The 7,279-nt window shown below is 69.2% G+C and carries 7 protein-coding genes and 1 pseudogene; 6 read left to right on the forward strand and 2 right to left on the reverse strand.

The features are described 5' to 3' along the window. Positions 1-291 precede the first annotated feature (291 nt). From C1J00_RS34575 to C1J00_RS47270, 4 genes and pseudogenes are all read left to right on the forward strand, one after another. Positions 292-1,494: an IS110 family RNA-guided transposase gene (locus C1J00_RS34575; RefSeq protein ID WP_107501883.1), complete on the forward strand. Its 1,203-nt coding sequence runs from the start codon at positions 292-294 to the stop codon at positions 1,492-1,494. A 174-nt stretch (positions 1,495-1,668) separates the two neighbouring features. After that, positions 1,669-2,025, forward strand: coding sequence for a hypothetical protein (locus tag C1J00_RS34580; protein ID WP_102912910.1), 357 nt, complete (start codon positions 1,669-1,671; stop codon positions 2,023-2,025). A gap of 160 nt (positions 2,026-2,185) precedes the next feature. Further along, positions 2,186-2,335: pseudogene (locus C1J00_RS48130) on the forward strand (helix-turn-helix domain-containing protein); the annotation flags it as partial. 295 nt (positions 2,336-2,630) lie between these two features. After that, positions 2,631-2,777 carry a hypothetical protein gene (locus C1J00_RS47270; protein ID WP_245936616.1) on the forward strand — a complete coding sequence of 49 codons (147 nt, stop codon included), beginning with the start codon at positions 2,631-2,633 and terminating at the stop codon, positions 2,775-2,777. A gap of 49 nt (positions 2,778-2,826) precedes the next feature. Here the strand turns inward: C1J00_RS47270 and C1J00_RS34590 are convergent, their stop codons facing one another. Continuing rightward, positions 2,827-3,588, reverse strand: a complete 762-nt coding sequence (locus C1J00_RS34590) for a phosphoglyceromutase (protein WP_102912912.1) — start codon at positions 3,586-3,588, stop codon at positions 2,827-2,829. A 183-nt stretch (positions 3,589-3,771) separates the two neighbouring features. Here C1J00_RS34590 and C1J00_RS34595 point away from each other — a divergent pair, with 183 nt between their 5' ends. Together C1J00_RS34595 and C1J00_RS34600 are read left to right on the forward strand one after the other, a co-directional pair. Continuing rightward, positions 3,772-5,076 (forward strand): MDR family MFS transporter, encoded by a 1,305-nt coding sequence (locus C1J00_RS34595; protein ID WP_245936615.1) that lies wholly within the window; start codon positions 3,772-3,774, stop codon positions 5,074-5,076. A gap of 553 nt (positions 5,077-5,629) precedes the next feature. Next, entirely contained in the window at positions 5,630-6,844 is a 1,215-nt protein-coding gene (locus tag C1J00_RS34600; RefSeq protein ID WP_102912913.1) for an IS110 family RNA-guided transposase, read from the forward strand. 64 nt (positions 6,845-6,908) lie between these two features. On the opposite strand, the gene C1J00_RS34605 is transcribed toward C1J00_RS34600, so the two are convergent. Next, positions 6,909-7,244 (reverse strand): DUF6233 domain-containing protein, encoded by a 336-nt coding sequence (locus C1J00_RS34605; RefSeq protein ID WP_102912914.1) that lies wholly within the window; start codon positions 7,242-7,244, stop codon positions 6,909-6,911. Positions 7,245-7,279 lie beyond the last annotated feature (35 nt).

The following is a 7,279-nucleotide window of genomic DNA, read 5'->3' on the forward strand; positions in this document are numbered from 1 at the left end:
TCATTGACCACCCGGTCCACCAGTTCTGGCGGGCACGATCGGGTCAAGGCGCCCAGCCCCAACCGCTCCAGACGGGATATCAGCACACCGGCTCAACCGGCCGACAGCCTCAAAAGCAACGGCATTGGAACGCATGGCCCGGGGGGTGGTGTCACCAGCTCCGGAGGCATCGACAGACCGCTGATTAGGGGCATGACCACCGGCTTCTCCGGAAGCAGGGAGGCTCTTCGTAATGTGGATGTGGCGATCGGTGCCGCTGGACGGCCGGGCGAGTACGACCGGAGACTGCACGTGATCGACACCAGTGACATCGGCGCCTTCCTCGGCCTGGACGTCGGCAAGGGCGAACACCACGCCACCGCCGTCATCCCGACCGGGAAGAAGGCCTTCGACAAGCGGCTGCCCAACAGCGAACCCAAACTCCGCGAGCTCTTCGCGAAGTTGCAGGCCAAGCACGGCACCGTGCTCGTGGTCGTCGATCAGCCGGCCTCCATCGGCGCCCTGCCCATCGCGGTGGCCCGCGCCGTGGGCTGCCAGGTCGCCTATCTGCCCGGTCTCACGATGCGGCGGATCGCCGATCTGTATCCCGGCGAAGCCAAGACCGATGCCCGCGATGCCTTCGTCATCGCCGACGCCGCCCGGTCGATGCCGCACACGCTCCGCTCCATCGAGCTGGATGACGAGACCATCGCCGAGCTGGAGATGATCGTCGGCTTCGACGACGACCTGGCCGGCGAGGCCACCCGCATCAGCAACCGGCTGCGTGGCCTGCTCACCCAGATCCACCCGCACCTCGAACGCGTCCTGGGCCCGCGCATCCAGCACCCGGCCGTGCTCCAACTGCTGGACCGGTTCGGCTCGCCGGCCCTGATCCGCAAGGCCGGACGGCGCCGACTGATCAGCCTGATACGCCCGAAGGCTCCGCGGATGGCCGAGCGGCTGGTCGAGGACATCTTCACCGCGCTCGACGAACAGACCGTCGTCGTCCCCGGCACGGACGCCGCCGCCCTGATCGTCCCCAGCCTCGCCAGCTCGCTGAAAGCCGTCCTCGACCAGCGCAAACTCCTCGCCACGAGGATCGAGGAACTGCTGGAGGCCCACCCTCTTTCCAAGGTCCTGACGTCCATGCCCGGCATCGGCGTCAGGACCGGAGCCAGGATCCTCATCGATGTCGGCGACGGCAGCAGTTTCCCCTCCGCCGCCCACCTCGCCGCTTACGCCGGACTCGCTCCGGCGACCCGCAGCTCGGGCTCGTCGATCCGCGGCGAACAGCCCTCCCGCCGGGGAAACAAGCAGCTCAAACGAGCCTTCTTTCTGTCCGCGTTCGCGGCCCTGGCCGACCCGGTCTCGCGGGCCTACTACGACAAGAAGATCGCTCAGGGAAAGCACCACACCCAAGCCCTCCTCTGCCTCGCGAGACGACGAGCCGACGTGCTCTTCGCGATGCTCCGCGACGGCACCTTCTACGACCCCCAACCTGCCCCCACGGGATGACGAAACCCATAGGGGCACCCCCCCCCCGCTGGGAGCCCGCGCCCGAGCGCTTTACATCTGAGGGTTGTCCCATAACTGCTGGTTACGGTGCGGAAACTGCGTCGCTGATGAGTTCGCGGTGCCGGTATCGTCCGCTCTCCCGACTCGCCGCACCAGCGGCTTACGCAGAGAGCGATGCAGATGACCAGCCAGCAAGTAACGACCCTATGGCGCCCCACCGGCCCCAAGGAGCTGGATCTGGTTCGGGAGCTGAACTGGCGTGCCTGGCCGCCCCGGCTGCCCGAGCAGCCGATCTTCTACCCGGTCCTCAACGAGGACTACGCAGTCAGGATCGCGCGGGACTGGAACGTGAAGCACGATGGCGCCGGCTTCGTCACTCGTTTTGAGGTCGAGTCGGAGTTCTTGAGCCGGTATCCCATCCAGCAGGCCGGTGGGCAGACGATCCTCGAGCTCTGGGTTCCGGCCGAGGAACTGGACGACTTCAACGCCCACATCGTCGGCGAGATTCAGGTCGTCCACGAGTTCCACTGAGGCGGGGGCCTGCTGGCGGGGCACGCTGCGGTGCGATGATTTCGACGTGGCTGGTGTGATCTCGGTGTCGGAGCCTTCCTGGATAGCCCCGTTCAGCGGGTTGAGCCCGCGCCAGTTCGACAAGTTGATCACCGCGCTCCGGCGGGAGGGTGCAGATCCGGTGCGCAAGGGCCGGCCGTGGAGCCTGCCGCTGGAGGACCGTGTGCTGCTGGTCGCCGCGTACTGGCGGACCAACCTGACCCTGCGGCAGCTGGCGCCGTTGTTCGGGGCGTCGAAGTCCGCGGCCGACCGCATCATCGACCACCTCGGGCCGTCGCTCGCCCTCCAGCAACGCAAGCGGTTCCGCAAGGACACCGTGCTGATCGTGGACGGAATCCTGGTGACTGCCCGCGGCCGAGTGATGAACCAGCCCCGGGCCAGCGGGAGTTCCGACTCCGGCCCGGTCACGGCGCCACAACGCCATGTCGAGGGCATCGAGGACGTCGAGGACGTCGCGGACGAGCTTGGCCCGCTTGCTGGTGGCGGCGGACCAGCCGACGACCGCCCGGGAGAAGACGTCCACGACGAACGCGACGTAGACGATCCCGGGCCAGGTGGCGACATAGGTGAAGTCCGCGACCCATCGCTCGTTCGGCCGCGACGCGGTGAAGTCGCGTTGGGAGCAGGTCGGCGGCCCGATCATGGACGTCGTCCTGGACGGTGGTGCGGATCTTCTTTCCTCGCCGGGCGCCCTCCAGGCCCGGCACAGATAAGCCCCCTCCCAGCGGAGAACCCGCAGACAGGGGGCTTATTCGTGGGGGCTTACTTCTTCTTGCCCTGGTTCTTGACCGCCTCGATGGCCGCTGCCGCTGCCTCGGGGTCCAGGTACGTGCCGCCCGGGTTCAGGGGCTTGAAGTCGGCGTCGAGCTCGTAGGAGAGCGGGATGCCCGTGGGGATGTTGAGGCCGGCGATGTCCGCGTCGGAGATGCCGTCCAGGTGCTTGACCAGGGCGCGCAGGGAGTTGCCGTGGGCCGCGACCAGGACCGTGCGGCCGGTCAGCAGGTCGGGGACGATCGCGTCGAACCAGTACGGGAGCATGCGGACGACGACGTCCTTCAGGCACTCCGTGCGCGGGCGCAGCTCCGGCGGGAGGGTCGCGTAGCGCGCGTCGGAGAACTGGGAGTACTCGGCGTCGACGTCGAGCGGCGGGGGCGGGGTGTCGTAGGACCGGCGCCACAGCATGAACTGCTCCTCGCCGAACTCGGCGAGCGTCTGGGCCTTGTCCTTGCCCTGCAGGGCGCCGTAGTGGCGTTCGTTCAGGCGCCACGAGCGGTGGACCGGGATCCAGAGGCGGTCCGCGGACTCCAGGGCCAGCTGGGCCGTGCGGATCGCGCGCTTCTGGAGCGACGTGTGGACCACGTCGGGGAGGAGGTCGGCGTCCTTCAGGAGTTCGCCACCGCGGACTGCCTCCTTCTCGCCCTTCTCGTTGAGATTGACGTCCACCCAGCCGGTGAACAGGTTCTTCGCGTTCCACTCGCTCTCGCCGTGGCGGAGGAGGATCAGCTTGTACGGTGCGTCGGCCATGCCCCAGAGCGTAATCCACGCTTTCGCCCGTTCGCGTGGCTGCCCGGCAGGCGGACGTTTGACTGGATCTGCTAATTGAGTGGTCCCCGTCAACCGGAGGCTTGTAATTTGCGCTTGCCCATTAGTGCCGCTTACGCAGTGCGGCTGTCAGCGCCGCTGACACTTGTCGCTCCGGGGGGATCCATGCCGTACGTCCTGCGTGCCCGACGTGCCGTCCGGGAGACGGTCTCGGGGCTGCCTCGCGAGTTCTGGTGGTTGTGGACCAGCACGCTGGTCAACCGGCTCGGTGCCTTCGTCGCCACCTTCATGGCGCTGTACCTGACCCTCGACCGCGGCTACTCCGCCACGTACGCCGGTCTGGTCGCCGCCCTGCACGGACTCGGCGGGGTGGTCTCCTCGCTGGGCGGCGGGGTGATGGCGGACCGGCTGGGCCGGCGGCCGACGCTGCTGATCGCGCAGGCTTCGACCGCCGTGTCCGTGGCACTGCTGGGCTTCGTGCACGACCCCGTCGCGATCGCCGGCGTCGCCTTCCTGGTCGGCATGGCGAGCAACGCCTCGCGGCCCGCCGTGCAGGCGATGATGGCGGACATCGTCCGGCCCGAGGACCGGATCCGCGCCTTCTCCCTCAACTACTGGGCCATCAACCTCGGCTTCGCCGTCTCCTCCATGGCCGCCGGGTTCATCGCCGAGGCCAGCTACCGCGCCGGGTTCCTGATCGAGGCGGGGATGACGATGGCCTGCGCGATCCTCGTCTTCCTGCGGCTGCCTGAGTCCAAGCCCGCCGAGCCGGCGGTGCGGGCCGCCGCAGTCGACGACTCCGTGAGCCTGGGCACCGTACTGCGCGACGGGCGGTTCATGAGCGTCGTCGGGCTGTCCTTCCTGATCGCGCTGATCTTCCAGCAGGGGTCGGTGGGGCTGCCGGTGGCCATGGGCGAGGCCGGTTTCTCCCCGGCCGAGTACGGCATGGCGATCGCCGTGAACGGCGTGCTGATCGTCGTCCTCCAGATCCCCGTCACCCGTTTCATCGAGCACAGGGATCCCCGCCGACTGCTGGTCGTCTCGTCCCTCCTCGCGGGGTACGGCTTCGCGCTCACCGCCTTCGCGGGGTCGGTGGGGGTCATCGCGCTCACGGTGTGCGTGTGGACACTGGCGGAGATCGTCAACGCGCCCACGCAGACGGGTCTCGTCGTACGGCTGTCCCCGGCGCACGGACGCGGGCGTTACCAGGGCATGTACACGATGTCCTGGTCCGTGGCCGCCCTCGTCGCCCCGCTGCTGTCCGGGTTCGTCATCGACCGGTTCGGGGCGGAGTGGCTGTGGGGATCCTGCGCGGTGCTCGGGACGGCGGCCGGGGCGGGGTACGCCGTGCTGATGCGGCGGATCGCGGAGGACGGGAAGAAGGCGGAGGCGGAGGCGACGGCGGCGGACGGGCTCCGGGCGCTGCCGGCCGGGCCCGGCAAGGACACACGAAGGAGCGGGACGCTGTGACCACCCGGCACCCCGAGCGCCACACCGAACACCTGCGGCTGCGTCAGTGGAGCGAGGCGGACCTGGAGCGCACACGGTTGCGTGACAGGGCTCGGCGGTGACCCGCCGACGGCACGCCGTGGCCCCCTGGCCCCCACCTCGCATCCCCGGCGACGTGCCGCGCGGCCGGCGCTGGCGGGTCTCCTCCTGGCCATCGACGAAGCCCGGTCGTCGGTTGGGTCCCGGACGACTTCTCCGGGCCGCCCCCTGACAGGCCGGGGATGCAACCATTCCCTGCGGAGCTGGAACCCCCGGAAGCCGGCCGCGCGCTCGCGACCATAACCCCGGGCACTGACATTGATGCTGATACTCGGGTTCCGGTGGTCGTGACCCGGGCACTGACTGACGCCCTACTGGGCTGTCCTCGTGTTGTTCTGTCCGGTCGCCGGGACCTGTTCTCATGGCTCCGGCCGGGCGGAACATGACCTGATAGGAGCTTGGTCAGAAGCCCCTTCAATGTCCTGTCTGCGCCACCCGGCCGGTGCCCACCTCCGGTTGGGAAGGCATTACCAGCATGACATCAGAGGTCGCAGAGGAGACCGCAGAGCAGGATGTGTTCGGCGGGGTCGACTCCCATGCCGACACCGTCCACGTCGCGGTCATCAGCGACAACGGCGGGCACCTCGCCGACGCCGAGTTCACCACCACGGCAGCCGGATACGCTGCGGCTCTGGCATTTCTGAGCGCCCACGGCCACGTGAGGGCGATCGGAGTGGAAGGCACTGCCTCCTACGGCGCCGGCTTCACCCGCGTCGCCCGCTCGCACGGGCATCAGGTCATCGAGGTCAACCGGCCCGACCGGGCCGAACGCCGCCGCATCGGAAAGTCCGACCCCATCGACGCCTATGCCGCCGCCCGGGCCGCACTGTCCGGACGAGCCCAAGCCGCGCCGAAGGACGAGACCGTCGCCGGCATACGCGCCCTGCACAACGCCGCCCGCTCCGCCGTCAAGGCACGCACCGCCGCCCTGAACCAGATCACCCACACCCTCATCACCGCACCCGAGAGCATCCGCGCCCGATACGGACAGCTCAAAGGAACAGCCCGCACCGACGCCCTGGCCCGGCTGCGGCCGACCGGGGACGCGGTCCACGTCGCGGTCCTCACCGCGCTGAAGAGCCTCGCCCGACGCGTCAAAGAGCTGACCGCCGAGCACGATGCCCTCACCAAGGCCCTGGACAGCGAGGTCACCACCCATAACCCCGGTCTGCGGGCCGCTCACGGAGTCGGCCCCGACACCGCAGCCCAGCTGCTGGTCACGGCGGGAGGCAACCCCGAACGCATGCGGACCGAAGCGTCCTTCGCAGCCCTCTGCGGAGCCGCCCCGGTCCCCGCCTCCAGCGGCAGGACCAACCGGCACCGCCTGTCCCGAGGCGGTGACCGGGCAGCCAACGCCGCCCTCTATCGCATCGCCCTGGTCCGCATGTCCAGCGACTCCCACACCCGCGCATACGTGGCACGGCAGACCGCCGCGGGCCGGACGAAGAAGGAGATCATCCGGCTCCTGAAACGGGCCATCGCCCGGGAGATGTTCCGCTGCCTGACCACCACGGTCACCACCCCCGGCATCGCCGACCTGCGGCCCCTGCGACAAACCAAGAACATCACCCTCACCGCCGTCGCGCAGCACTTCGGAGTCTGGCCCACCACCATTTCCAGAGTCGAAAGAGGCCTCAGAAGGGACGACGACCTCGCCCACGCCTACCGCGACTGGCTCCAAGCCGCTTGACAGCGATAGGAGCATCATCGGGGCACAGGGCTCCGCCGTCGCGCTCCGCGCGAACGCGGCCGCTCTACCCCTCCACGAAACCGAGCTCCGTGTCCGGCCGGCACTGCGGGCAGGCCTTGATCCCCTCGGCGAGTGCGCGCCGGGCGTGGTCGCGGTCGACGCCCTTGCTGCGCCGGCCCGCGTTCCAGCAGCCGCCGACGTGGACGTACGCGGCTGCGCGTCCGGACAGCCCGCGTTCGATCAGCCAGTCCGGAGCGGGCGGCCTGGCCAGGAGACCGTGCCGGTGTTCGGCCTGGCGGCGTTCCTCGTCCGCGATCCATCGACGGGTGCGTGCCAGGTCGCGTTCCTGCACGCGCTCCAGGAAACGGAGCAGCGCGAGCCGCGACTCTGGATCGTTCATGCGTTCGATTCTAGGTTCGACGTCACCTCCCGGCC

The sequence above is a fragment of the Streptomyces cahuitamycinicus genome (assembly GCF_002891435.1).
Lineage (GTDB): Bacteria > Actinomycetota > Actinomycetes > Streptomycetales > Streptomycetaceae > Streptomyces > Streptomyces cahuitamycinicus.

Coding starts and splice junctions, on each gene's coding strand:
- C1J00_RS34580 (WP_102912910.1), top strand. CDS start 1,669: ATGCAGATGACCAGCCAGCAAGTAACGACCCTATGGCGCCCCACCGGC.
- C1J00_RS34590 (WP_102912912.1), bottom strand. CDS start 3,588: ATGGCCGACGCACCGTACAAGCTGATCCTCCTCCGCCACGGCGAGAGC.
- C1J00_RS34595 (WP_245936615.1), top strand. CDS start 3,772: ATGCCGTACGTCCTGCGTGCCCGACGTGCCGTCCGGGAGACGGTCTCG.
- C1J00_RS34600 (WP_102912913.1), top strand. CDS start 5,630: ATGACATCAGAGGTCGCAGAGGAGACCGCAGAGCAGGATGTGTTCGGC.
- C1J00_RS34605 (WP_102912914.1), bottom strand. CDS start 7,244: ATGAACGATCCAGAGTCGCGGCTCGCGCTGCTCCGTTTCCTGGAGCGC.